Consider the following 25,204-nt stretch of genomic DNA (forward strand, 5'->3'; position numbering starts at 1 on the left):
TTCAAACCATCCAATTTCTGAATTGGGTCTCCAACCCGAGCTCGACGACGGCGGTGGTGAACACCTCCGATGCATTTGCGATGCGGAACGAAACGTCTGCCGATGCGGCTGCCAGTCCCGCTGCGAGAAGAATCTGAACGCACGGGGTCGAGAGGCGGTCGACGGCTCCCGCGTCCAGGACGACGGCGCCCGACGCCAGCCGGGACCTGATGTCGTCTTGAAGCTGCCGGGCCGCGGTGAGGTCGAGCTGGCTTGGCAACCGATGCCCGCCAGCCACCGGTTCAGCCGAAACAACAGCGGTATCGTTATCCGACACTGGCAAGGCTGCGGTGTCCACGATGATCATCCTTCAAGTTGCGAGTTAACGACTGGCGAGTGAAAACGACCGGCGCAGGCCTCTTGCCGAGTGCAGGGTTCTGCTTATCGGCCTCATGATTCCATTCGTGCATGGCACTTCGGTAAAAAACAGCGCCCGTACGACCACGGGATTTTTCTGAGCCTTTCGCGACGCACAACGAGCGGTCGATCCTGCTTGATTGGTGTTGTCATCATTCGTGCTGCTCATGGACCCACGATCGATGCAGCCATCGACAAAGATTGCTCGCCACCGAGCCAAGACGACATCGAGACAGTTCGTGCGACGGCGCCCAGACATCATCCGCCCATGCGCGCGGTCACGAACGAACCCGGTGTCCAACCTGCAGCCGACGAAAGTGAAATGCGCGCGTGGGCTGATATTTCTCAACGCATCCCTGACCAGATTGTTAAATCTTTGATCCGGAGCACCACGGGATATTCCTGCTTCATGCTGGCGGGCTAAAACGAAACACACCGATGGTGGTCTCCCCGTCCCATTCTGTCCGTAACATCGTGGTAAATATCCAAGAGATCGAGGCACCGGCAATTAAGCCCGTCAAGAAATCAGGTCGCAGCCCGTGCGCGCGACTCAGCCGCGGCCGAGAGACCGCGCAATGGTCTTGCCGCTCGCCCGTCCCGGCGACGGGCAATCGAACTTCGTTTTGATCGCGAAACTGCTGACAAAGGCGCCCGCGACGCGGGGGCCGTCTAGACCTTGGGACGATGCAGGCCCACCAGCGCGGCGCGCAGAAGTTCCGCCGTGGTGCTGACATTTGCCTTTCGAAGAAGATTTGACCGGTGGTCCTCGACCGTCCTCGGGCTGAGCCCCAGAGCTCGCGCGATGTCCTTGCTGGAATACCCCCGCGCTATCTGGTCCCAGATCTGGCGCTCACGCGGCGTGAACGACTCGAACAGGGTCGGATCGCAAACCGGCGCTTCTGCTGATATATCGCTTTCCGGACGATGGTCGACCTTCGACGCCAGAACTTTTTCGATGCTGGCGATCAGGTCGCGCGGTTTGAACGGCTTTTCGAAGAATTTCAACGCACCCAGCTTCGCTGCCTTCACGGCTATTTCGATGCTACCGTGACCCGACATCATGAAGACGGGCGCCGAATTTCCGGCTTCATGCAATTCAGCGAGGACCTGGAGACCGGATTTGCCCGGCAATTGAAGATCCAGGATGATGCAGGCGGGAGATTTTTGTCTTGCAACGGCGAGAAGGGAATCGCCGTCGGCGAAAAACAGGGTCAGGAAATTCTGCTTGGCAAGCATCGCCTCCAGAGCCCGGCGAACCGCCGGGTCATCTTCGAGAATGAAAACCTCGTTCGAGTTCATCATGATTTTTGCTGGTGCAGGGACTAAGGACGCTATCGCAGATTTGCGTGATTGTCGCACGCGATGTCGTGTAAGTTTGCGCTAAATCAACCTCCCGTAGTATTACGGAAGGAGTTGCCATCGGTTTCCGGCAATCGAACAGTAGTCTTACGCGGTACGACGTTAACCCGGCAGGAGTCGGCGGCGCATCATGTTCGATATCCCGCAGTGGCAGCCGCGTCCCGCCTGCGACGTCTGCTTCCAGTTGCACGCCTCTGCATGATGGGATGCCGAACGCCCGGCAGGCTTCCCTTCTCCATCGGGCAGGATAGCGAAAAGAGTCGACGCGATGATTGCGGTTTATTCCTGCCTTACCCAGCAGCATGACCTCAAGCTCGTTGCCCTCGCGGGACTGATTTGCCTCGTTTCGACTTCAATTGGCGTTGATTTGCTGGCGCGCGGTAGAAGGCGCAGCCAATCCGGCTTTGCCAAATGGGTCCTGCTTTTGGGCGCGAGCCTCGTCTGCTCGACCGGAATTTGGGCCACGCATTTCCTATCCATGCTGGCCTATGACATCGGCCTTCCGATCGGATTCGAGCTTTTCCCGACAGTGGTCTCGATTGCGGTTGGCATCGCGACCAACACGTTCGGCTTTGCTTTGGTCTCCGGCGCGAACCGCTGGTGGAGAATCGCTTTGAGCGGCCTCATCATTGGCGGCGGCGTCGGTCTCTTGCATTATGAAGGTATGGCCGGCCTCATCCTTCCGGGCCGCGTGGGCTGGAATACTCCCCTGATCGTCGCTTCGATATGCGCCGGCATCATCTGCTCAGTTGTCGCGATCACATTGATCGCCCGTGATCGGGGGCTCTCGTCTCGACTTGGCGCAGCCGTCGCCTTTTCGATGGGCGTCGTGTCGTTGCATTTCACGGGCATGGCAGCGATATCGATAACGCCGGATATTATGCTGGAGATGGCCAACGGCTTTCCGCATCAGGCGATTGCCATAGCCATTACCGTCGGAGTTTCCGCCATCGCAGCGGCCGCGATGATTACCTCGATATTCGACCAGATCGTCATCCGCAGGGGCTTGCAGGAGGCCGACCGCCTCGGCAAGATCAACGATGATTTGACGCGCGCGAGGGATCTCGCTGAGGCAGCGAACCAGGCGAAATCGGTATTCCTGGCGATGATGAGCCACGAAATCCGCACGCCGTTGACCGGGCTGATCGGCATGATCGACCTTATGGCACACACAGCCTCTGCCGCGGATAGGCACAATCACATCGCGCTGGCGCGGGAATCCGCCGAACATTTGCTGATCGTGATCAACGACGTACTCGATTTTTCTCAGCTCGAAGCGGGAAAATTGCAGACTGAGGTGATCGACTTCGACCCTGCCCGGCTTGTGCATTCCACGACCGAATTGTTCCGGGCCGCCGCGACACGCAAGGGTCTTCAGCTGAAGACGCATACGGCTCCGGACCTGCCACCCTGGTTGAACGGAGATCCTCACCGCACCCGGCAAATTCTCAGTAATCTCCTCAACAACGCATTGAAGTTCACCGCAACTGGCATCGTCGAGGTCTCTGCGACGCACCGCGTTCGAGGCGATCACACGATGCAATTGCATATCGACGTGACGGACAGCGGGGTCGGCATCGCCGACGATGCGATGGATAGATTGTTCACACCATTCGAGCAGGCGGATACGTCAACGTCGCGCCGTTACGGCGGGAGCGGGCTCGGTCTGTCGATCTGCAGAAAGCTGTGCGACCTCCTCAAGGGCGATATCGGGGTCGCCCAGAGGCCGGCAGGCGCGGGTAGCCGCTTCTGGTTCTGGGTTCCATGCACCAAGGGCACAGCTGTCGGTCCGGAGTTACCCTCGCCACCGCTGGCTCTAACGAAATCGCTCAGCGTGCTCGTCGCAGAGGATACACCGATCATCGCGAGTCTGATCCGGAGCCTGCTTGCTCAAGAGGGACACCGTGCGACAATGGTCGTCAACGGACGCGAAGCCGTCGCCATGGTCCAGAACAGGCCTTTTGACCTCCTTCTAATGGACATTCAGATGCCGGAATTGGACGGAGTTTCGGCCGCGCGAACAATCCGGGCTTTGCCCGCCCCGATCGCAAGCATCCCAATTATCGCGCTCACGGCAAACACCACGGCTTACGATCGCGATGCATACGCGGCAGCCGGAATCACGGATTGCGTGACGAAGCCGATACGGCCCCACGAACTATTTCGTTCCATCGCCTCTTGCACCGCGCTACGTCCGTTCAGCGGGTCGCATCATAAGGAGGACGCCAGCAGCCAAAGACTGCGCTCCGCCTAGCAGAGCCGACAAGCTGCCGCAGATCACGCGGCTTGAAGGGCTTGGCAAGGCAATATGATCGGTCGAGCGGACCTATCTCGGGATGATCCGCTTGATGGGATGCTAGACATTTGATTGCCCCGCAATCGGTAGTAACACGGTACAGACACTCGTTTTTTGATCAGTTGCGCAGGCACGCCGGCGAGCCCATTGATCACGCCAAGCCCGAATGTGCCGGCATCGTTAAACCCCACCAGCCACAGCCTGCGCATTCGATCCGGAAAAGGTGCCTGCATACAACTTGGTGGCGAGACTTCATCTACCAGAGCGCGTATCCGCCCGCACGCTGCGCGGGCGGAAATCGATCACTGAACCCGAGGCCGAGAAAGCGGTAACGATTCGGATCTGACGTTTGCGCAACTCGGCCGCGCATCGCGTTCGCGTCCACACGCGCTCATGCACCGAGGGGTCGAAGTGGGCCAAGTTGTCGAAGTCTCGCCCTGGATCGCGGGGGTCACGCGCTCGATCGCGATTCCCACGGTGCATCCGGCGAGGCCAACGGGAATGCAAGGCGTGCGACGGTGACCGCTCTTGCAGCATCAATTTGCCTAGTTTTCCCGCCAAGGATGCCATACAACCCTCACGGGAGAACACATGTGGCGCATGTTACCCGTCGTTTTCGCAATTTATGTGCCGGGTGTCGCGTGGTTGCAGGCCTCCTACGTCCCACCCGACACATCCATCCTGCGGACCATTCTCCCGCGCCAGCAGCATAGCTATCGCGCCTTCCCTTTCATCCCTGGCGCGGATGGTGACAACGAGAAACACCCCGCCGCGTCGTCAGTGGAGGTGTTCGAAAATGGGGTGGCGCTTGGCCCGGCCCATAGCTCGCCTGCAGACATCTCCAACCTGGGCCAAGGCCGGTATCTATTCGTGCGCGACGGCGACACGACGTGGCTGGTGTTTTCGAGCAGCGACAACACGGATCCTCGAACGAACGGCCGCACCTATCGTGCGGTTGATCCACTGGCTCGCGATCCATACGCAAGCGCGCTTCGCCGGCCGCGATAAGCGTCGGCTTGCCATTCTACGCAGCACGGATCATGAAGGATGCCGGAGCAAAAGACCTGTACCCACGTCCGCTTGATCGCAAATGACGGCCCCCGGCGTCGGTTCGAAAGAGAGCCGGCGTGATCTAAATGCTAGGCATTTTTCTAACAGCCGAAGGCGCCCCGTACTGGCCGACAACTCTGACTTTTGGTGGCTGGGTCGTCGGTGCAGCATTGATGTTTGCGAGCTTCACCCATCAGCCGCAACGACCGCATGTGAGGGACGGCCCATGGCAATTTACAACGGCGCAGCAGTTTGTATTCGCTTCCGTCCTCGCCGACAGTCCGAAAGGCAAGATCGCGATCGAGTACACTAAGGCCGACGAAAAGCGGGCCTATGAAGGGCGATGAAGTTCTAGGCGCTATTCAACAGAGCCGGCTACGGTATTTGGGACTATGTTCCATCGTATGTGCAGGCGAGTGGTCAGCCGCTTACGGGTTTCAAGAGCGGGATCAGGCGCAGCAACGCTTCGGATTTGGTCGGCGGCGGCATCCAGCGCATTCAAAGATATCGGCATTGAGGCCGAAGGTTATGAAATCGCCAACAGAACTACGAGGACGACGGCACTGTCATCAAGGTTTGCATCGAGCCCTTGAGATGGGGCCCGACAATCGTCTCCTCCGCGAGGGGCGTCGCAGCCGACAGTAGTTTTGCCCAAAGCCTGATCAGCTCGAAAAAAGGCGCACGCCATCCGAACGATTTGTCCCACACCGTGTCGCACGGGCCTCAAAAGAACGAAACGAGGCCTGCCTAAGCAATCGCTGATGTTTGGTTTTAGTGGTGGGCGCACCAGGGCTCGAACCTGGGACCCGCTGATTAAGAGTTCTGAACCGGCACTTTGCTAGTGCGGTTCACAGATTTATTGAATCGGAAGGGATTCCGGAGCTGGGGCGAATATGATTCAAGATGCTGGCTGGGCTGGAGGCCAGCATCCGCGGTTCGACCGGCCCTTCAGATTGGACAAGGATCAGTCTGACGATCAGCGCGTTGGCTGCACATCTAAACGGTGCAGTGAATGGGCCCCGATTCGTTGACATGTGGGATGCCGCTCGGACGGGACCAGATCCGGGAAAAACCGCTATTTGAGATAGTTTCAAACCCCGAAGGACAGCGATCTTGAGGCGACCTCGACTACATAGCGAACTGCATCGTGCCGCCGCGAGGAGGTCCGCTCTGGAAGGCCTCTGGTTTTCGTCCTCGGTCGCGGGTTCGGAGGCGTCGCGTCGCACCGACACCGCGCTTGCCCGCGCCATACTGCGCGAACTCCCGTGGGGGCCGGTTCTTAAGGGGGCGAACGATCACCGCCTCGATCCGAGTGCCCTCGATAGTGTGCAGCGCCTCCGATCCCGGCTCCTCCAAAACGCCTCCAAGATGAGGCTCGGCGAGCCGCCACAATGCGGTCCACCTCGATGAAAAACGGCTATCAGTGCGCAATTAGCGGACACGCCGAGTCGGACAGCTTCCCAAATGCTTCTTCGCCGGACATGGTTTGGACCAGCTTGTAGTAGTCCCAGGGTTGTTTGGACTCCTCGGGTTTCTTGACCTGCATGACATACATCTCGTGCTCCATCAGGCCATCGGCGCGGATCTTGCCGTTGCTTGTGAACATGTCGTCAATCTTCATCTTCTTGAGTTCGGCCATCACCTTCTCTGAGTTGGTGGAACCGGCAGCCTTGACGGCGTTCAGGTAGGTCATGGTCGCCGAATAATACCCAGCCTGATTCATGGTGGGCTCACGCTTGGTCTTTTCATAATAGCGCTTGGCGAAGGTGCGCGTTTTATCGTTGAGATCCCAATACCAGCCGGTGGTCAGGTAGAGGCCCTGTGCAGTCTTGAGGCCCAGACTGTGAATGTCGCTGATGAAGGCGAGCAACGCAGCCGGCTTCATCGTCCTGGCAATGCCGAACTCGTCGGCAGCCTTGATCGAATTGGTGAAGTCGTTGCCGGCATTGGCCAGTCCGAGCACCTGAGCACCGGCACTTTGCGCCTGGAGCAGATAGCTTGAAAAATCCGATGTGGAGAGCGGAACGCGCACGGCGCCGATCACCTTGCCGCCATTGGCCTCAACGACCTTCGAGGCGGACTCCTGCAACTGGGTGCCGAAGGCGTAGTCGGCCGTGAGGAAGAACCAGGTCTTGCCGCCCTGCTTCACCATGGTCTTGGCGGTCCCGTTGCCGAGTGCCGTCGTGTCGTAGACGTAGTGCACGGTATAGGGTGTGCAGTCCTTGCCGGTCAGCGAAGCGCCCGCTGCCCCGATTGCAATGAACGGAATCTTCTTCTCCATCGCGACATTGTTCATCGCCAGGCTGACGCCCGTGTTCGAACCGCCGAGAATCATTGTCACCCCGTCGCGATCCGCCCATTCCCGGAATTTTTGAGCGCCGACGTCGGGCTTGTTCTGGTGATCGGACACCATGAACTCGATCTTGTTACCGAGCACGCTGCCGCCGAAATCGTCGATCGCCATCTTCGCCGCCTCGACACCACCTGGGCCGATCACGTCGGCGTAGAGCCCGGACATGTCGTCGATATCGCCGATCACGACCTTTTTTCGGCAGCCTGTGCCGCTGCCGTCGCAGCCATGGAGGCCGCGAGCAACCAGGGAATCGTCTTGACAGCAATGTATTTCATCTGAAGTGTTCCTCTTGTTTGAAGTCCGGCGCGAAGGTGTGAAGTCGTTGCCCAGCTATAGTTCGCGTCTCGCGACGTTACCGATTGGATGAACTATACCCCTAGGTAGCGCTGCAGCAGCTCCGGTTGCGCTTTAAGCTCCCGCGCCGGCCCCTCATGCACGATGTGGCCGTTGTTGATGATGTAGATCCGGCTCGCCAGCGCCAGCGTCGCCGCCAGATTCTGCTCGACCAACACAAGGGTCTGGCCGGCGGCTGCGAGTTCGCGGCAAGCCTTGACCAGATCGTGAACGATAACAGGCGCGAGCCCTTCGAATGGCTCATCGAGCAAGACGATCTTGGGATCCCGCACCAGCGCCCGTGCGATCGCGAGCATCTGCTGCTCGCCGCCGGAGAGCTCGGTGCCGCGGTTGCCGCGCCGCTCCTTCAGCCGCGGAAACATCTCGTAGATGCGGCCGAGCGGCCAGCGTTTCGCTGCGGTTATCCCGGCCAGGAGGATGTTCTCCTCCACCGACAAGCTGCCGAAAATGCGGCGCTCTTCGTGGACGAGTTGCATCCCGGCCTGCGCGATCTTGTGGCTCCGGCGCCCGGCGACGTCATTTCCATCGAACCTGACGCTGCCGCTGCGTGGCGTCACGACCCCCATCAGGCTTTTCAGTGTGGTGCTTTTGCCGGCACCGTTGCGGCCCAGCAGTGCCACCACTTCGTGACGCTCGACATGCATCGTGACGTCGAACAAGATGTGGGAGTCACCGTAATAGCTGTTCAGACCCTCGACCTCGATCAGGCTCATGCGGCGATCTCTCCGTGAACACCGCCGAGATAGGCTTCCTGCACTGCGGCGTTGGTCTTGATTTCTTCCGGCGTGCCCGAGACGAGCACACGGCCCTCCTGGAGCACGGTGACGCGCTCAACCAGTTCGAACAGCGAGTCCATGTCGTGGTCGATGACAATCATCGTGCGGCCGTGGGCGATCGACTTGAGCAGATTGACAGTCTCGACCCGCTCGCGCGGACTCATGCCGGCGAGCGGCTCGTCGAGCAGCAGCAGGCGCGGTGAAGTCGCGAGCGCAAGCCCGATCTCCAGCCTGCGTTTCTCGCCATAGGCGAGCTCGGATACAGGAGTGTCGGCACGGCGTGTCAGATTGACCAGTGCCAGCGTGTGCTCGACTTGCTCCGTTAGACCCTCGACGTCCGAGAGCTTGCGAAACAGATCAAGCCGGAATTTTCCGCGCAGCTCGGCGAGCCCGGCGATCGTCAGGTTCTGGCGAACGGTCAGGCCGGTGAAGAGCTGGTTGACCTGGTAGCTCTTGGTGAGGCCGAGCTGGCAGACGTCAGTGACCTTCAGTCCTGTGATGTCCCGTCCCTCGAACACGATTTGGCCCGAGGTCGGCGCGATCTCGCAGGTGAGCATTTTGAAGAACGTCGACTTGCCGGCGCCGTTGGGACCGATGATGCCGCGCAGCTCGCCCTGGTTGACGCTGAAATCGATGTCGCTGTTAGCAACGAGGCCGCCATACCGCTTGGTTAGGCCGGTGGCTTTCAGGATCGGCCCGGAATAGGCGGGGTGCTCGACCTCCTTGGCCTGCATCGGCACCTGCGGGGCCCGCCGTATCGCCTCGGCTTCCGCAGCATCTTGTTCGCTCTCGGTTTCCATCTGCTTCCGTTTACCGGACACGAGGCGATAGAGATCCGCAATTCCGCCGATGATGCCGCCGCGCAGGAAGCAGACCAGCAGCACGAAGACGACGCCGAGCACCAGCTTCCAGGCCGCCCCGAGGCCCAGAGCGGATTGGAGGAAGTCCTGAAGGAACAGCCATACGGTCGCACCGACGAGCGGGCCAAACAACGTTCCCCTCCCGCCGATGGCCGTCTGCATTACCAGCTGGCCCGAAGTCTCGAAGGTGAAGGCGTCAGGCGGCATGAAGGCTTGAAGCACGCCGAGCAGACCGCCGGCGAAACCCGCATAGGCGGCGGCGATCACGAAGGCGGTCAGCTTGTAGCCGTGGATGTTGTGGCCAACCGCGGTGGCGCGCAGCGGATTGTCACGGATCGCGCTGAAAATGGCCCCGACCGGCGAGCGGACGATCCGAAGCGCGATGACAATGCCGATGAAGTAGCACAGAGCGATGAACTGGTAGAGCGACCAGCCGTTGGTGAAGTGGATGGTGGTGAAGCCGAGATTGAAGCTCGGCGTCGGCACGCCGGGCAAACCGTTCTCGCCACCGGTGAAATCCGAGAGTGGATTGAATTCGACGAAGAAGAACACCTGTGCAATCGCCACGGTGATCATGGCGAAATAGATGCCGGTCCTGCGCAACGCGATCAGGCCGACCAGATAGCCGGTCGCGCCGGCCGCGATCATGCCGATGGTCAGCGCACCCACCACGTTGCCGAAACCGGCGCGCGTCAGGAGATAGGCCGCGACGAAGCCCCCGTGCCGTAGAACGCGGACTGGCCGAACGAAAGCAGGCCGGTGAACCCGAATAGGATGTCGAAGCCGAGGCCGAACAGGCCCCACACCAGGATTCGGTTCACGGTGTTCGGCGCGAAGCCGAGATGGGGCAACACGAATGGAGCCACGATCAGGCCGATGGCCGTCATCGTCTCGATCAGGAACGGGCGTTGCTTGAGCATCGGGGCTTCACTTACTCTCGGCCCTGGACGCCGAGCAGGCCATGCGGTCGCACCACGAGCACGAGCGTCATCACCGCAAACAGCATCACATAGGCGTAGCCGGGGTTGAACATGGATGTGACACTGATGATCTCGCCGGCGATCAAGCCTCCGAGGATCGCGCCGGGGAACGAGCCGACGCCCCCGATCACGACCACCACGAAGGTCTGGACCAGGATATCGTCGCCGATGCCTGGTGTCAGCGACACCACGGGTGCATTGACGATGCCGGCAAAGCCAGCGGCCATGGCGCCGATGCCGAACACGATCATGAAAACGCGGTAGACGTTGATGCCGAGCGAATCGACCATCACCGAATCCTCGATGCCGGCTCGCACGATCATGCCGAGCCGGGTCCGATAGAGAATGATGAACAACGCGCCGAGCGCGACCGCGACGATGCCGACCAGGGCGAGGCGATAGGTCGGATAGAACATGAAACCCAGATTGGTGATGCCCTGGAACAGCGCCGGCGGCGGCACTAGCTGCGACTGACTCGAGAAGACCAGGCGAACGAGCTCGACGAAGCAGATACCGAGGCCAAACGTCACGAGCAGCTGATCCTCGTGGGGGCGATGATAAAAATGGCGGATGATGAGGCGTTCCATGGCCACGCCGAGCAGCATCACGAACAGGGAGCCGGCAATCATGGCGAGGATGAACGATTCAGTATACTGGTAGGCGACGAAGCCGGCATAGCCGCCGATCATGAACATCGCGCCATGCGCGAGGTTGAGCACGCCGAGCGTGCCGTAGATGATGGTCAAGCCGGAGCTGATCAGCGCGAGCAGCGCGCCGAGCGCCAACCCGTTGAAAAGCTGCGAAAGGAGGTTGGGCCAACTAATCATGCAATGATCACTTTTGTGGCAGCCAGTGTGCACACCAAAACAGGGCGACGCCGCAGGAGCCGGAGGGCGGCCTACGGCGTCACATGGAATTGGCACTGGCTCAGCTATAGTCACCGAGATGGCAGCCGAACGCGTCCGGCTTCTGCATCAGGCCTTCGCCCGGCACGATTTCGACGACGTCATACCAGTCTTCCTTGCTCTTCATGTCCTTCTGCTGCTTGCCCTTGACGATGATCACGGGGCGGACGCACTGATGGTCTTCGGGACGATAATGCACATCGCCGACCAGCGAGGGGATCGTCTCGCCCTTCTCATAGGCCTTGATCACATCAGGTGGGTTGAAGGTGCTAGCCTGTTCGCACATGTGGGCCCAGTGCGCGAAGCTGACATAGGCGTTCTCGGCCCCCCATTCCGGCTTGTAGCCGTACTTCTTCTCGAAGGCTTCGTTGAACATCTTCGCCAGCGGGAACTTATCCTCCAGCGTCCACCAATAGTCGGTGGCGGCGTAGACGCCCTGCATCAAGCCGCCGGTCTCGCGCGCGATGAACGGCACTTGGTAAGGCACGACCAGCTTCATCTTGTCGAGCACGCCGAACTGCTTGGCCTGCTGTGTCGACAGCACCGCGTCGTGGCCCCAGTTGACGTTGATCAGCACGTCAGCCCCGGAATTCGCGACGTTGAGCAGGTATGACGAGTAGTCGGGCGCGCCAAGCGGCGCAACCTGATTGGTGACGGTGGTCCAGCCGGCAGTCGCAAGGAAGTCCTGCATCGACTTGGTGACAGTGTGACCGTAGGTGTAATCCGGCGTGAGATAAGCGGCCTTCTTCCCCTTACCGAATTGCTTCACCATGATCGGGCCAATCGCCGCCGCCGCGGTCTGACCGAAAAAGTTCTGGCGGAAGCCGTAGCGCACGCAGTCCTTGCCGGTGGTGTCGTTCGAGCCGGAAATGCCGCACACGAAGATCACGTGTTCGCTCTGAGCGATCTTGTTCAGCGCCACTGCAACGGCGCTCGACGTGCCGCCGGTGATCATGATCGCCTTGTTCTCGCTGATGAAGCGCTGTTGTGCCTGTACCGCCTCGTTGGGCTTGGCTGCCGAATCCGCGACGCCGAATTTCAATTCTTTTCCGAGTACGCCCCTGCTTGTTTTTGGCGAGATCTTCTTGATCAGCTCATGGCCCTGGTTGATGTGCTCGATCGCGAGTTGATATCCCTTCAACTCATCCTCGCCCTGCACCGCATAGGTGCCAGTGCGCGGCACCGAGATCCCGATGAAGGCCGTGGAACCCGAGACGCCCGCGGGATAGGTGCCAATCGGCTTGTCCTCTGCAAAGGCCGGCATCGCCGGCAGGACCGACCCGCCGATGAGACCTGCCGTAGTTTGAAGCAAGCCGCGGCGTGAGATGCCGCGGCGGATGAGGTTGTCAGTCATGATCGTTTCCTCCGAATGTCGTTCTTGTTTGCAGCCAAAGCACGACTTGTACGGCGGGAACCGGCCTCGAGGGCCTGCCAGCGCCGTACGGGTCACATCCGCGCATCGCTCTTGGACGTAAGCATTGCCGGTGACGGCATTCTGTCAATTTCGTCTTTGGTCGAACGACGAAAATTATCGCATGAAAACATATCGGATCACGATATATATTAGTCTTTGTGAGTACGAGATTTCTCAATTCGACGAGGAAAGTATGCGGCAGACGACGGCGGAGAGCGTTCGGAAGCAACGATTCTTGCAGGCGGAGCGGCAGGAGACGTCGTGGTCAGCCGGAGAGAGCGGCGATCGGCATGCACCGGTTCCATCCGACAGGACCTCCCGCAAGCCGAATGGACGCCCGGTCCGCGAAAGCGGAACGACCGTTTGCGCAGCTCAGGCGAAGTGTGCGCCAGCGCCCACGAAGCGGTTGAGCGTGCGCGCCCAGAACGTGCTGAAGGAACTAGCGCCCGAACTCACCGGCGAGCAACCTCCAAATGGAAGCTGGTCGCCGTCACGCGACCTGCTGCGGGTGTTGACAGCCCAACGCCTCGCAACTGCTCGTAACTGCGGTCCTCGCACTTTGCGGGAGATCGTCGACTGGGCAAAGGGCTACGGGGTGACGATTGAACCCGTGATTCAGCCCGGCGGATCGCTGTCGCAGATGTGGGGCGAATTGATCGCCAACGCGTCCGCCGGCGCATTGACCAGCGCCGAGATCGTCGGCGCGCTCGAGCGATCGATCCGGCGCAAGAGCGTCCGCATACCGATCGCCTTCCAGCTCGTGCTGGTCAAGATTATCATGTCCAGTATCGAATAGGCCACCACTGGCTGTGCAGCCCTCCCCGACCATGGCCTGACAAGCCGTCATCTGCTACTTTCGGATGAAGCTCTCGCACGGGCGAATGGGGGCCGGAACGCAGCAGCATGGTTCAAGCGAAAAAGACGCAGCCGGCCAAGAAGACGCCAGCTCCTCGGCGGCCGGCTCGCAGCACCATGCGCGAGTCCGACTACACGGCGCTGGCGCAGTTCCGATTTCAGATACGGAGCTTTCTTGCATTCAGCCAGGCAGCCGCAGCGCAACAGGGATTGACCCCGACACAGCACCAGGCCCTGCTCGGCATCAAGGGCTTTGTCGGCGCGGGTCCGGTCAACGTCGGAGACGTTGCCCGATTTCTTCTGATCCGCCACCATTCGGCTGTCGAATTGATCGATCGGCTGGCGAAGCTTCGGCTCGTAAGCCGGGTCGCGGACCCTGAGGATGCCCGACGCGTGCACCTCAAACTCACCAAGAAAGGCGAGCAGAAGCTGAAGGCACTCTCGCAGAAGAATCTGGAGGAGCTCCGCCGCGCCGCGAGTCCGGCCCTGAATCGCCTGCTGAGGTCGTTTCGAAACTCGGGCGGTTCATATTCGTAATCATGAGCTCAGCCCAGGCCCGCTACGATCCGGCTGATGCGCGGAAAGGCCTATCCGGTGAGCAAGCCCGAAATGATAGCTGCCGCGCCGAGACCCAGAAACGACAGGATCACCGGAGGAAAGAGGACCAGTGCGGCTTCAAAGCGCAGAAATCTCGGATGTTCGCCGGCGCTGTTCGGACGCCCAATAAAGATCAAGACGCCTGCAATTGCGATCATGGCCGCGCCGATCAAAATGCTCATGTGGCTTTCCATTCCGCGTAACCCACTTCAGTTCGGGCAACGAGAATGCGCGCAAGCACCTTGTCGTGGAAAGGACGATCGGTTCCGTATCGTACTGTGTTTCTTTGTAAGATCGCGATTTCAGATGCTCCGATAGAACTAGACTAGGCGCTATTCAACAGAGCCGGCTGCGGTATTTGGGACTATGTTCTATCGTATGTGCAGACGAGTGGTCAGCCGCTCACGGGTTTCAAGAGCGGGATCAGGCGCAGCAACGCTTCGGATTTGGTCGGCGGCGGCATCCAGCGCATTCAAAGATATCGGCATCGAGGCCGAAGGTTATGAAATCGCCAACAGCAACTACGAGGACGACGGCACTGTCATCAAGGTTTGCATCGAGCCCTTGAGATAGGGCCCGACAATCGTCTCCTCCGTGAGGGGCGTCGCAGCCGACAGTAGTTTTTGCCCAAAGCCTGATCAGCTCGAAAAGTCGCACGCCATCCGAACGATTTGTCCCACACCGTGTCGCACGGGCCTCAAAAGAACGAAACGAGGCCTGCCTAAGCAGTTGCTGATGTTTGGTTTTAGTGGTGGGCGCACCAGGGCTCGAACCTGGGACCCGCTGATTAAGAGTCAGCTGCTCTACCAACTGAGCTATGCGCCCGAAAGGCGGTCAAAGCCTTGCGAGGTCGGTCGTTTAGCAAAGCGATCCGGGGATGGCAAGCGATGCGGCGAAGGTTTTTCCAAAGTCCCCAGAAAGCGAAAAGCCGCTGGATTCCAGCGGCTTCGCCAAGGTCAATTCAACGGTTGATCCCCGCAAAATCCCCGAGAGCTCAGAGCCGGCCCTCGCGGTCCCGGTCCGGACCGCCGTCCCGCTCGAAGCGATCGCCATGGAAGCGGTCCATGCCGCGCTCCATCATGCGATCCATGCCCCGTTCCATGGAGTGACGGCGCGGGCCGTCCTCGCCGCCGCCGAACGGGCCGCGGTGGCGGGTCAGCGCGGCGAGGCGCCGCTTCTGGCCGTCGTCCAGCGTCTTGTAGAGGGGATCGGCGGCATCGGCGATCTTCTTCAAGGCCGTGGAGGTGGCGCCCATGTCCTCGGCGCGCTGGCGCAGGCGGGCGACCGGATCTTCCGGCCTGTCGGCATCGCCCGGGCCGGCATTCATCCGCGCATTGGCGCGGTCGAGGCGGAGCTTGGCGAAGTCGCGCACGGCAGCCTCAACCGGCGGCCACAGCTTCTCCTGATCGGCATTGAGCTTCAGACCGGCATGAACGGCCGCGATCCGCGCGTCGACCATGGCGGCGCGGTCTTCCGGGTTCAACCGCATGTGGCGCATGTGCTCGTGCATCCATGGGCGATGATACTGGGCATAGACCGCGCCCGAGCCGGCGATGCTGAGCACGGCGATGGCGGCGATGGTGAACTTCCTCATGCGACCTCTCCTCTGGAAGGATGTCCAGAAGATGAGCGCCGCGCAGCTGACGCGCAACTTACAACTTGGACAGGGAGAGCATCCTTACCAAGATGTAACCTCTGATTTTACCTCCAGCCGCAATCAGAAATCTCGCGCAACAAAAAGGGCTTCCGCGCCCGGCACGGAAGCCCTTCATTGCACTTTGAGATCGGCTGGGCGCGCGTGCGCTCAGCTGGTGGTGCTCTCAGTTGGTGGTGCTCTTGGCTTCCTTCAGGAATTCGTCGATCAGCGGCTGGCCGATGCGGCCTGCGGCATCCTTGTAGACCGGCTCCATCGCCTTGCGCATCGCCTCGTTCTGCTCCGCCGTGAGCTTGATGATCTCGCTCTTGCCGCTCTTCTTGATCTCGGCGAGGGCGTCATCGTTCTCCTTCTGCGACTGCGCGTTGCCGAAGTCGGTCGCCTCCTTCATCGCCTTCGACAGCTGGTCGCGGATGTCGGACGGCAAATCATCCCAGAATTTCTTGTTCACGATCACGACGTAACCGATGTAGCCGTGGTTGGTCTCGGTGATGTACTTCTGCACCTCGTGCATCTTCTGGGTGTAGATGTTCGACCAGGTGTTCTCCTGGCCGTCGACCACGCCGGTCTGGAGCGCCTGGTAGACTTCCGAGAACGCCATCACCTGCGGCAGCGCGCTGAGCGCCTTGAACTGGGCCTGGAGCACGCGCGAGGACTGGATGCGGAACTTGACGCCCTGATAGTCGGCCGGGGTCACCAGCTTCTTGTTGGCGCTCATCTGCTTGAAGCCGTTGTCCCAATAGGCAAGACCGGTGATGCCCTTGGAGTCCAGCAGCTTGAGCAGCCGGAGGCCGAGCGGGCCTTCCGTCACCTTCCGCAGCGTCTTCAGGTCGGGAAGGATATAGGGCAGATCGAACACCTCGAACTCGCGGATGCCGAGCGGACCGAATTTCGAGTTGGACGGCGCCAGCATCTGTACGCTGCCGAGCTGGAGCGCTTCGAGCTCTTCCTTGTCCTTGTAGAGCGTCGAGTTCGGATAGATCTCGACCTTGACCTTGCCGCCAGTGTATTTCTCGGCAAGTTCCTTGAATTTCTCCGATGCCTTGCCCTTGGGCGTGTCGGTGGCCACCACGTGGCTGAACTTGATGATGATCGGCGACTGGGCCTGTGCCGGCCCGGTCAATGCCAGAGCAGCAACCGACGCCGCAGCCAAAATGAGTTTCCGCATGCTTCCTCCAGTACGTTTTTGTGGGGCGCGGACCGCCGGCCCCAAGCCTTAAATTCTTGGCAAGCAGCTTTATCGGGAAGCAGGCGCGGGCGCCATTGCCCCTTAGCAGGGGGCCGCTTGCAAAAATGCGGTATCCGGCAGGAAGCGCCTGCGTAGGCGTTCAACGAAAAACGCGGCGCCAAAGGCACCGCGTTCCCGCCGTTTCATCCGGAGCGGACGCGTCAGCTCGCCGCCGCCGTCGTCACCGTATCGCGCTGGCGCTTCATGACCATCTTGTTCAGCGCGCCGAGATAGGCCTTCGCCGAGGCCACCAGCGTATCCGGATCCGCCGCGCGTGCGGTCATCGAACGGCCGTCATGCGACAGCCGCACCGAGACTTCGGCCTGCGCGTCGGTGCCTTCGGTCACGGCGTGGACCTGGTACAGCTCGAGCTTGGCCTCGTGCGGCACCAGGCGCTTGATGCAGTTGAAGACAGCGTCGACCGGACCATTGCCCTCGGCCTCCTCGATCTTGATCTGGCCGTCGACGTCCAGCTTCATGGTCGCGCGCTGCGGGCCATGGGTGCCGGCGATCACGGTCAGCGAGGTCAGCTTGATGCGGTCGTGCGAGGCCGCCATCTCCTCGTCGACCAGCGCCTCGATGTCCTCGTCGTAGATGTCCTTCTTGCGGTCGGCGAGCGCCTTCATCCGCGTGAACGCATCTTCCAGCTGGTTGGGGCCGAGCTTGTAGCCCATCTCCTCCAGCTTGTGAACGAAGGCGTGGCGGCCGGAATGCTTGCCCAGCACCAGCGAAGACTGCTTCAGGCCGACCATCTCGGGCCGCATGATCTCGTAGGTCGAGGCGTCCTTCAGCACGCCGTCCTGATGAATGCCGCTCTCATGCGCGAACGCATTCCGGCCGACGATCGCCTTGTTGTACTGGACGGGAAACGAAGTCGCGGCCGACACGACCTTGGAGGCGCGGGTGAGCTGCGTGGTGTCGATCTTGTTCCAGAAGGGGAATTTGTCGTTGCGAACGTTGATCGCCATCACGATCTCTTCCAGCGCGGCGTTGCCGGCGCGCTCGCCGATGCCGTTGACGGTGCACTCGACCTGGCGGGCGCCGCCGATGATGCCGGCCAGCGAATTCGCCACGGCCATGCCGAGGTCGTTATGGCAGTGCACGGAGAACACCGCCTTGTCCGAGTTCGGCACGCGCTCGATCAGCGTCTTCATGAAGTGGGTATATTCGTCCGGCGTGGTGTAGCCGACGGTGTCCGGAATGTTCACCGTGGTGGCGCCGGCCTTGATGACGGCTTCGACGATGCGGCACAGATAATCCATCTCGCTGCGGGTGCCGTCCTCGGCCGACCATTCGACGTCGTCGATCTGGTTGCGGGCGCGCGCGACCATCGCGACCGAGGTCTCGAGCACCTGCTCCGGGGTCTTGTTCAGCTTCACCCGCATGTGCAGCGGCGAGGTCGCGATCACGGTGTGGACGCGGCCGCGCTTGGCAAATTTGACCGCCTCGGCGCAGCGGTCGATATCGGCCGGGTGCGCGCGCGACAGGCCGGCGATGACGGCGTTCTTGGAACGGCGGGCGATCTCGCTCACCGCCTGGAAGTCGCCTTCCGAGGTGATCGGGAAGCCGGCTTCGATGACGTCGACGCCCATATCATCCAGCATCTCCGCGACCTCGAGCTTCTCCTCGAAGGTCATGGTGGCGCCGGGACACTGCTCGCCGTCGCGCAGCGTGGTGTCGAAAATGATGACGCGGTCCTTGTCGGACTTGTTCACGGGGGCCATTGCTAAATTCCTTTTGAGCTTTTGCGCCGTCAGTCTGCTGGGCGCTTGAGGTGTCCGGTGATCTCGACCAACCCCTGAGCGCCCAGGCGCGTCGCGCCCAGCCGGCCCTCAGGGGCAGCTAAGAAGAAGCCCGCCAATCAGGAGGGTGGGCAGCAGCGCGGCCGGGATCGTGGCGGCGGCCAGAGCCACCTCCCCCGAAATCCCATCAATTTGGCCGCGAATCAGCATTGCCAGACCCTTTTGAGCCTCAAATCCTCGGTCAAAACCGTTGACGGTTGGTTGCCGGGAGGCTCGATCTCCTGTTTCTAGACGAGAAATAGCCGCAACTGCAACGCCAAAAGATAGTCAGGAGGGCTGACCGATCGCGGATGGTCAGCCGGCTTGACGGGCGCGAGCTCGACGCTCCCAGCGATCCAGCATCTGACCGAGCTCGCCATTGGCTGTCGGCGGCAGTGCCGTTTGCTGGGCGGCCGCAACCTCGTTGGTGTTGGCAGGCGCATTGGCGCGGAGCCAGCCGGGCTCGGTGTATTCACGCCAGCGGCGCGCCTCCGCGCGTCGTCTGCGAGAGACGAGGTCGCGGGTGACGTAGCCGGCGGCGAACGCGATGGCGAGCGCTATAACCAGTGCAACAACGGCTAACACGATGAACTCCGGCTGAGACTGCGGAAACGTTCTGCCATCATCAGACGTCAGGTCAAGGCTTGACGCCCGAAAAACCTTTGCGGCTAACAACCAAGCAGACGCCGCCGACGAACTATCGCTCCTGCCCTCGCCCCGCCGCAATGCGGCCGCGTTGCAGCCTTGAGCGCTACGCGATCGCTCAAAGGATGCGAACCTGCCCCTCGCAACCGAACACAGACGGGACTAACCTCTCATCGCTCGGCCGGATCAACCGGCCAGTCAACAAGACCGGGAGGATGCGATGACACGCCAGCAGGCTCGTGACCACGAGCAGCGTGACCAGGATGCTGCGCTTTCACGACGTACACTTGTCCGGGGACTTGCGCTCGGCGCTGCCGCCACCATGGCCGGCCCCGCGCTGGCCCAGACCGGACCTGCCGCCCCGCCGACGACGATCACCACGCCGCCGCGCGATTTCGGTCCGAACGGCGCACCGACCACCTATTTTTGGGACCCCGACATCATCGCGGTCGATCCGTCCTTCAACGATCTCGCGCAGCCCAACACCGCGATCAAGCGTCTCTACACCGGCGTGCTCTGGGCCGAAGGTCCGGCCTGGAGTGCGCAAGGGCGGTATCTGCTGTGGAGCGACATTCCCAACAACCGGCAGATGCGCTGGAGCGAGGACGACGGCCGCGTCAGCGTGTTCCGCTCGCCCTCCAACAACTCCAATGGCAACTCTTTCGACTTCCAGGGCCGCCAGCTCTCCTGCGAACATCTGACCCGGCGCGTGACGCGTTACGAGCACGACGGCACCGCCACGGTGCTCGCCGACTCCTACCAAGGCAAGCGGCTCAACTCGCCCAACGACGTCGCCGCGCATCCCGACGGCAGTTACTGGTTCACCGACCCGCCCTATGGCGGCCAGCTCTATGAAGGTGAGCCCGACGTCGCCGGTGGTCCGAGCAATGCCGGCGGCAAGCTCAATCCCAAGATCGGCCAGCCGGCCGGCTTCACACCGGGCAAGCGCGAGCTGCCGACCAATTGCTATCGCATCGACCCCAGTGGGCGCATCGACCTCGTCGTCACCGAGGAGCAGGTGCCAGATCCGAACGGCCTGTGCTTTTCACCAGATTACAAAAAGCTCTACATCGCCTCGACCGGCAAGGGACCCGGCGACACCGGGCCCGGCGGCAAGGGCGAGATCTTCGTGTTCGACGTCGGCACGGACAACAAGCTCTCGAACGTCAAGAAGTTCAGCGACTGCGTGATCGACGGCGTGAAGTGCGGACCGGACGGCCTGCGCTGCGACGTCAACGGCAATGTCTGGGCCTCCAGCAATGCCGGTCGCGCCGTCGGCTATAGCGGGGTGACGGTGTGGTCGCCGGAAGGCAAGCTGCTCGGGCGCATCCGCCTGCCGGAAGTCTGCGGCAACATCACGTTCGGCGGGGCCAAGCGCAATCGCCTGTTCATGGCCGCGAGCCAGTCGCTCTACGCCGTGTACACGGCAACGCAAGGCGCAGGGCCGGGCTGAGGCGTGTCGCCGGACCGCTCCCGCGACGGACGCTCATAGCCGTCTTCGCAAGGCCCGTCGCGCTGGCGACGGGCCTTCGCTTATGCGGAGAAAGGGGATGGGTGCGGACGATGCGGAGGACCCATCCTGCGATCTTGCCGTTAAGCTCCCGCCGGAACCGCGGCCTGCGGTACGGCATGCGCCTCACGGATATTTTGCCGTGCGGGTCTGGAGGAGCAAGATGGACGATCGACCAACCCGACCGGATGGGCTGACACGGGACGACGGCTTCGTTCGGGTGCGAGGCGCGCGGGAGCACAACCTCAGGAACGTCGATGTCAAGATTCCACGTAACGCCCTCGTCGTGTTCACGGGCGTGTCGGGCTCCGGAAAATCCTCGCTCGCCTTTGGAACGATCTACGCCGAGGCGCAGCGGCGGTATCTGGAATCGGTGTCGCCCTACGCGCGGCGCCTCTTCCACCAGATGCAGATCCCCGAAGTCGACGACATCGAAGGCTTGCCACCCGCCGTTGCGCTCCAGCAGCAGCGCGGCGCGCCGACGACGCGGTCGTCCGTCGGCAGCGTGACAACCGTCTCGAACCTGCTCAGGATGCTCTATTCCCGCGCCGGCGACTATCCGCGTGGGCAACCGCTGCTTTATGCGGAGTCGTTCTCGCCGAACACTCCGGAAGGCGCCTGCCCGACCTGCCACGGCATCGGCAGGATGCTCGACGTCACCGAGAAATCGATGGTGCCTGACGATAGCAAGACAATCCGCGAGCGCGCCGTCGCTGCATGGCCGAGTGCCTGGCAGGGACAGAACCTTCGGGATATCCTGACGACGCTGGGCTACGACGTCGACAAGCCCTGGCGCGAGCTTCCCAAAAAGGATCGCGACTGGATCCTGTTCACGGATGAGCAGCCGACCGTCCCGGTCTATGCCGGTTACGACGCGGCCGAAGTCAAACGGGCCCTGCGCCGCAAGGAGGAGCCGAGCTATCAGGGCACCTTCACCGGCGCCAGGCGCTACGTGATGCAGACCTACGCCAAGTCCGAGAGCGCGATGATGAAGCGCCGCGTCGCGCAATTCATGATCACCCGGGACTGCCCGACCTGCCATGGCAACCGGCTGAAGCCGGAGGCGCTCAAGGTGAAGTTCGCCGAGCTCAATATCGCCGAGATGTCCCACCTGCCGCTCAAGCAATTGCAGGAACTGATCCAGCCGTTCGCAAGAGCCTCGGCAGACAGGTCGGAGAAGACCGTCGTTGCCCGGCGCATCTGCGAGGATCTGTCCGCGCGCCTCGCCGTCCTGCTCGACCTTGGCCTTGGCTATCTCGCCTGCGAGCGCAGCACGCCGACGCTGTCACCGGGTGAATTGCAGCGCTTGCGTCTGGCAACGCAGGTCCGCTCCAACCTGTTCGGCGTCGTCTACGTGCTCGACGAGCCCTCCGCCGGCCTGCATCCGGCCGATACCGAAGCGCTGCTACGGGCGCTGGACCGGTTGAAGCACGCGGGCAATTCGATCTTCGTGGTCGAACACGAGATCGAGGTGATCAGGCATGCCGACTGGCTCGTCGACGTCGGGCCCGACGCCGGCGAAGGCGGCGGGCTCATTCTCTATGGCGGACCGCCCGCGGGGCTCGGCGAGATCGAGCAATCGCGAACCGCCCGCTATCTCGCACATCCAAGAAAACCGCTGCCGGCGATCCATCGTGAGCCGAAGGGGCATCTGAAGGTCAGGGGTGTGACCCGCAACAATCTTCGCGGACTCGACGTCGACATCCCGCTGGGCGTCCTCGCCAGCATCACCGGTGTATCGGGCTCCGGCAAGTCGAGCCTGATCAGCCAATTCCTCGTCGATGCCGTGGCCGGCCATCTCGGCCACGCGCTCGCCGCTGATACCGACGACGACAGCCTTGCGCCCGCGGTCGAGACATTGGGCGGCAAGATCGTCGCCGGCCTCGACGCGGTCGATCGCCTCGTCGTGGTGGATCAGAAGGCGATCGGCCGCACCCCGCGATCCAACCTTGCGACCTACACCGGCCTGTTCGACCATGTACGAAAACTGTTCGCAGCAACGCCGCAGGCGAAGTCCCGCCGCTACGATGCCGGACGCTTCTCGTTCAATGTCGCAAAAGGCCGCTGCAGCACCTGCGAGGGCGAGGGATTCGTCAGCGTCGAGCTTCTGTTCCTGCCCAGCGTCTATGCGCCCTGCCCGACCTGCAAGGGTGCGCGCTACAACGACAAGACACTCGAGGTGAAGATCCGCGGCCGATCGATCGCGGACGTGCTGGCGATGCGCGTCGACGAGGCCTTCGAGTTCTTCCGCGGCGACCCGGCATTGAACCGGTCGCTATCGGTCGTCCGCGAGGTGGGCCTCGGCTATATCCGCCTCGGTCAGTCCGCCACCGAACTGTCCGGCGGCGAGGCCCAGCGCATCAAGCTGGCGACCGAGCTGATGCGACCGCAGCGCGGCCACACGCTCTATGTCCTGGACGAGCCGACCACCGGTCTTCATCCGCAGGATGTCGAGCGGCTGATCGCCCAGCTCGAGCCGGATCGTGGATGCCGGCAACAGCGTCGTCGTGGTCGAGCATGACATGGATGTCGTGTCTCACAGCGACTGGATCATCGATCTCGGCCCCGGCGCCGGCGACGAGGGCGGCCGTATCGTCGCATCGGGAACGCCGCATCAAGTCGCTGGAGCGGGCGGGAAGACAGCGCGCTATCTCGCTCGCCGCTTGAATCAGTAGCCGCGCGCTGTTCGTGGCTCATCTCGCAATTGCGTTCTGCGCCGGGAGGACGGAGCCAGACTTTAGCGATGTTGACTTTCCGCCGGCCCGCTCCCCATACTTCGCAAAAAATAACCGGCACGATCAACAGACGGTTTTGAGGGAGGATAGGATGCCGACTTCACGCAGGCAGCTGCTGAAGAGTTCGGCGGCTGCCGCCGCTGCACTCAGCCTCGATTGGACACGGGCCCAGGCGCAAGCCGAGACATTGCGCATCGGCCTGATCTACGACCTCACCGGCCCCTTCGCCGCCGGCGGCTCGGTCGCCTCCTCGGTTGGCGCGCAGATCGCCATCGACCTCGTCAACGAGAAGGGCGGCATCGGCGGCAAGACCAAAATCGTCCCTGTCGCCGCGGACTCCCAGAGCAAGGCCGACGTCGCCATCAACGAGGCCGAGCGGCTGATCAACCAGGAAAAGATCGACATCATCAACGGCGTCTATTCCAGTGCGCATGCGGTGCCGATGGCGGCCAAGGTCGAGCAGCAGAAGAAGATCCTCTGGATCACGACGGCAGTCTCGACCGCCGTGTTCAAGGACAAGAACCTGCAATACGTGTTTCGCGCGCAGATCCATTCGGATCAGTACGGTCAGGCCTTTGCCGGCTTCATCGCCGAGCACGCAAAGACAAAACTCGGCATGGAGCCCGGCGAGGTCAAGGTCGCGCTGATCCACGAGGACGGCCCCTATGGCGTCGGCGTCGCGGCGGCCGACGAGGCCTATGCCAAGCAGGCCGGCATCCAGGTGGTGATGCGCGAGGGGTATTCGGCGTCCGCGCCCGATCTCTCGGTGCTCGTGACCAAGCTCAAGCGCGCGAAGGTCGATGTGATCTCGCATGCCGGCTACAACCCTGATATCACCCTGTTCCTGCGCCAGGCGCGCGAGAGCGGATTGCGCTTCAAGATGCTGTTCGGCGCCGGGGCCGGCTACAGCCAGCTCGACAAGCTGCGCGCGACCTTCGGCCCCGACATCGACAATTTCTGCAACATCGATCCGGTGCCGGCGCAGCTGCTCGATCCTGCTAAGCTCGCGCCGGGCATCGGCGACCTCACCAAGACCATGGTCTCGCGCTACCAGGCCAAGACCGGCGCCACCGACGTGCCGCCTCACTGCTCGATGGGCTTCAACCAGACCTGGGTGCTGCTCAACAACGTGCTGCCGGTCGCCAGGGAGAAATACGGCAGCTTCGAGCCCGAGGCCATTCGCAAGGCCGCACTCGATGTCGACATTCCCGCCGGTGGCACCATCCAGGGCTATGGCGTCAAGTTCTTCCCGCCGGGCACGCCGATGTCCGGCCAGAACGAGCGCTCGACACCGGTGGTGATGCAGAACGCCGGCGAGCATATCTCGGTGGTGTGGCCGACCAACATCAGGACGCGGGACCCGGTCTTCCCGCTGCCGAAGGGATCGACTTACGGGGTGTAGGGGCGGCTCGGGCGGTGCACCCTCTCCCTTGCGGGAGAGGGTGGCTTCGCAAAG

Annotated in this window: 20 protein-coding genes, 1 tRNA gene and 2 pseudogenes; 9 read left to right on the forward strand and 14 right to left on the reverse strand. The window is 61.8% G+C overall.

The annotated features are described in order from the left end of the window. Position 1: 1 nt before the first annotated feature. Positions 2-346 carry an STAS domain-containing protein gene (locus tag ACQ86E_RS05755; protein WP_431204584.1) on the reverse strand — a complete coding sequence of 115 codons (345 nt, stop codon included), beginning with the start codon at positions 344-346 and terminating at the stop codon, positions 2-4. 60 nt (positions 347-406) lie between these two features. On the opposite strand from ACQ86E_RS05755, the gene ACQ86E_RS05760 reads away from it, so the two are divergent. Next, a complete protein-coding gene (locus ACQ86E_RS05760; RefSeq protein ID WP_431204585.1) occupies positions 407-820 on the forward strand; it encodes a hypothetical protein in 414 nt (137 codons plus the stop codon). Between the two features lie 245 nt (positions 821-1,065). On the opposite strand, the gene ACQ86E_RS05765 is transcribed toward ACQ86E_RS05760, so the two are convergent. Next, complete coding sequence (locus tag ACQ86E_RS05765) at positions 1,066-1,698, reverse strand: response regulator transcription factor (protein ID WP_431204586.1); 633 nt, start codon at positions 1,696-1,698, stop codon at positions 1,066-1,068. Between the two features lie 325 nt (positions 1,699-2,023). On the opposite strand from ACQ86E_RS05765, the gene ACQ86E_RS05770 reads away from it, so the two are divergent. The 3 genes from ACQ86E_RS05770 to ACQ86E_RS05780 all read left to right on the forward strand — a co-directional run bounded on the left by ACQ86E_RS05770 (position 2,024) and on the right by ACQ86E_RS05780 (position 5,448). Next, entirely contained in the window at positions 2,024-4,009 is a 1,986-nt protein-coding gene (locus ACQ86E_RS05770; protein WP_431204587.1) for an MHYT domain-containing protein, read from the forward strand. A gap of 633 nt (positions 4,010-4,642) precedes the next feature. Beyond that, on the forward strand, positions 4,643-5,059 hold the full coding sequence (locus tag ACQ86E_RS05775; RefSeq protein ID WP_431204588.1) for a hypothetical protein: 417 nt from the start codon (positions 4,643-4,645) through the stop codon (positions 5,057-5,059). A 128-nt stretch (positions 5,060-5,187) separates the two neighbouring features. Beyond that, a complete protein-coding gene (locus tag ACQ86E_RS05780) occupies positions 5,188-5,448 on the forward strand; it encodes a hypothetical protein (protein WP_431204589.1) in 261 nt (86 codons plus the stop codon). Between the two features lie 1,073 nt (positions 5,449-6,521). Here ACQ86E_RS05780 and ACQ86E_RS05785 read toward each other — a convergent pair. The 6 genes and pseudogenes from ACQ86E_RS05785 to ACQ86E_RS05810 form a co-directional block, all read right to left on the reverse strand. Next, positions 6,522-7,729, reverse strand: a pseudogene (locus ACQ86E_RS05785) (ABC transporter substrate-binding protein). A gap of 93 nt (positions 7,730-7,822) precedes the next feature. Next, positions 7,823-8,521: an ABC transporter ATP-binding protein gene (locus ACQ86E_RS05790; RefSeq protein ID WP_431204590.1), complete on the reverse strand. Its 699-nt coding sequence runs from the start codon at positions 8,519-8,521 to the stop codon at positions 7,823-7,825. After that, positions 8,518-10,113 (reverse strand): ATP-binding cassette domain-containing protein, encoded by a 1,596-nt coding sequence (locus tag ACQ86E_RS05795; RefSeq protein ID WP_431204591.1) that lies wholly within the window; start codon positions 10,111-10,113, stop codon positions 8,518-8,520. Before ACQ86E_RS05795 ends, ACQ86E_RS05790 begins: the two co-directional genes overlap by 4 nt. 23 nt (positions 10,114-10,136) lie before the next feature. After that, positions 10,137-10,364 (reverse strand): hypothetical protein, encoded by a 228-nt coding sequence (locus ACQ86E_RS05800; protein WP_431204592.1) that lies wholly within the window; start codon positions 10,362-10,364, stop codon positions 10,137-10,139. Positions 10,365-10,375: 11 nt separating this feature from the next. Next, positions 10,376-11,251, reverse strand: a complete 876-nt coding sequence (locus tag ACQ86E_RS05805; protein ID WP_431204593.1) for a branched-chain amino acid ABC transporter permease — start codon at positions 11,249-11,251, stop codon at positions 10,376-10,378. A gap of 100 nt (positions 11,252-11,351) precedes the next feature. Continuing rightward, the gene (locus tag ACQ86E_RS05810) at positions 11,352-12,683 is read right to left on the reverse strand and encodes a substrate-binding protein (protein ID WP_431204594.1); all 1,332 of its coding nucleotides are present in this window, start codon (positions 12,681-12,683) and stop codon (positions 11,352-11,354) included. A 472-nt stretch (positions 12,684-13,155) separates the two neighbouring features. On the opposite strand from ACQ86E_RS05810, the gene ACQ86E_RS05815 reads away from it, so the two are divergent. Both ACQ86E_RS05815 and ACQ86E_RS05820 read left to right on the forward strand, forming a co-directional pair. Further along, positions 13,156-13,539 carry a hypothetical protein gene (locus tag ACQ86E_RS05815; protein ID WP_431204595.1) on the forward strand — a complete coding sequence of 128 codons (384 nt, stop codon included), beginning with the start codon at positions 13,156-13,158 and terminating at the stop codon, positions 13,537-13,539. 107 nt (positions 13,540-13,646) lie between these two features. Then, positions 13,647-14,135: a MarR family winged helix-turn-helix transcriptional regulator gene (locus tag ACQ86E_RS05820; protein WP_431204596.1), complete on the forward strand. Its 489-nt coding sequence runs from the start codon at positions 13,647-13,649 to the stop codon at positions 14,133-14,135. 50 nt (positions 14,136-14,185) lie between these two features. On the opposite strand, the gene ACQ86E_RS05825 is transcribed toward ACQ86E_RS05820, so the two are convergent. The 6 genes from ACQ86E_RS05825 to ACQ86E_RS05850 all read right to left on the reverse strand — a co-directional run bounded on the left by ACQ86E_RS05825 (position 14,186) and on the right by ACQ86E_RS05850 (position 19,443). Further along, positions 14,186-14,377 carry a hypothetical protein gene (locus ACQ86E_RS05825; RefSeq protein ID WP_431204597.1) on the reverse strand — a complete coding sequence of 64 codons (192 nt, stop codon included), beginning with the start codon at positions 14,375-14,377 and terminating at the stop codon, positions 14,186-14,188. Between the two features lie 567 nt (positions 14,378-14,944). Next, a tRNA-Lys gene (locus ACQ86E_RS05830) sits at positions 14,945-15,020 on the reverse strand. A gap of 169 nt (positions 15,021-15,189) precedes the next feature. Beyond that, positions 15,190-15,789, reverse strand: coding sequence for a Spy/CpxP family protein refolding chaperone (locus tag ACQ86E_RS05835; protein ID WP_431204598.1), 600 nt, complete (start codon positions 15,787-15,789; stop codon positions 15,190-15,192). A 226-nt stretch (positions 15,790-16,015) separates the two neighbouring features. Beyond that, on the reverse strand, positions 16,016-17,017 hold the full coding sequence (locus tag ACQ86E_RS05840) for a TRAP transporter substrate-binding protein (protein ID WP_431204599.1): 1,002 nt from the start codon (positions 17,015-17,017) through the stop codon (positions 16,016-16,018). A 221-nt stretch (positions 17,018-17,238) separates the two neighbouring features. After that, positions 17,239-18,801, reverse strand: a complete 1,563-nt coding sequence (locus ACQ86E_RS05845) for a 2-isopropylmalate synthase (RefSeq protein WP_431204600.1) — start codon at positions 18,799-18,801, stop codon at positions 17,239-17,241. A gap of 372 nt (positions 18,802-19,173) precedes the next feature. Next, positions 19,174-19,443: a hypothetical protein gene (locus ACQ86E_RS05850; protein ID WP_431204601.1), complete on the reverse strand. Its 270-nt coding sequence runs from the start codon at positions 19,441-19,443 to the stop codon at positions 19,174-19,176. A gap of 280 nt (positions 19,444-19,723) precedes the next feature. On the opposite strand from ACQ86E_RS05850, the gene ACQ86E_RS05855 reads away from it, so the two are divergent. From ACQ86E_RS05855 to ACQ86E_RS05865, 3 genes and pseudogenes are all read left to right on the forward strand, one after another. Then, a complete protein-coding gene (locus ACQ86E_RS05855) occupies positions 19,724-20,956 on the forward strand; it encodes an SMP-30/gluconolactonase/LRE family protein (protein WP_431204602.1) in 1,233 nt (410 codons plus the stop codon). A gap of 220 nt (positions 20,957-21,176) precedes the next feature. Then, positions 21,177-23,688, forward strand: a pseudogene (gene uvrA / locus ACQ86E_RS05860) (excinuclease ABC subunit UvrA). Positions 23,689-23,839: 151 nt separating this feature from the next. Next, entirely contained in the window at positions 23,840-25,150 is a 1,311-nt protein-coding gene (locus ACQ86E_RS05865) for an ABC transporter substrate-binding protein (RefSeq protein WP_431204603.1), read from the forward strand. Positions 25,151-25,204: the final 54 nt, after the last annotated feature.

Origin of the sequence: Bradyrhizobium betae (assembly GCF_050632175.1) — a bacterium.
GTDB classification, from domain to species: domain Bacteria; phylum Pseudomonadota; class Alphaproteobacteria; order Rhizobiales; family Xanthobacteraceae; genus Bradyrhizobium; species Bradyrhizobium betae_B.